Here is a 396-nt window from a genome sequence, read left to right as displayed (position 1 = left end):
GGGTGCCGTACGAGGGCGGTCCCGCCGTCCTCGTACGGCACCGTCACATCGGCACCGGCGAGCCCGTCCGGCCCCCCCGGCCCGCCGTATCCCGCGTCCTCGCGGGGATCGCCGCCGGAGCGGGACCCGGTGCTGGTCCGGGCCCCGGCAGGATCGGCGGGACACCCCCTGCTAGAGGGCCTGGGCGGCCGGCTTGACCATGCCGCGGACGGTGCGGGACTTCACGAACTCGCCCATCGCGGTCATCTCCCACTCGCCGGAGAACTGCTTCTTCCAGCGGGCCACCTCGCCGTCGACGCAGTCGAGCAGCAGGTAGAGCTGGACCGCGACGACGCCCAGGACGGCACCCCAGACGCCCGGCACCAGGAGGGCCGGGGCGGCGAGGACGCCGCAGAG

1 pseudogene is annotated in these 396 nt (G+C 75.3%); it reads right to left on the bottom strand.

Annotated features, from left to right (window positions below):
* Window positions 1-258: 258 nt before the first annotated feature.
* A pseudogene (locus tag PUR26_RS00525) lies at window positions 259-396 on the bottom strand (CDP-alcohol phosphatidyltransferase family protein); the annotation flags it as partial.

Source organism: Streptomyces sp. SP18CS02, assembly GCF_036322365.1.
Classification (GTDB): domain Bacteria; phylum Actinomycetota; class Actinomycetes; order Streptomycetales; family Streptomycetaceae; genus Streptomyces.
The sequence above is the reverse complement of the archived record's forward strand: the minus strand, read 5'-3'. Positions and strand labels throughout refer to the sequence as shown.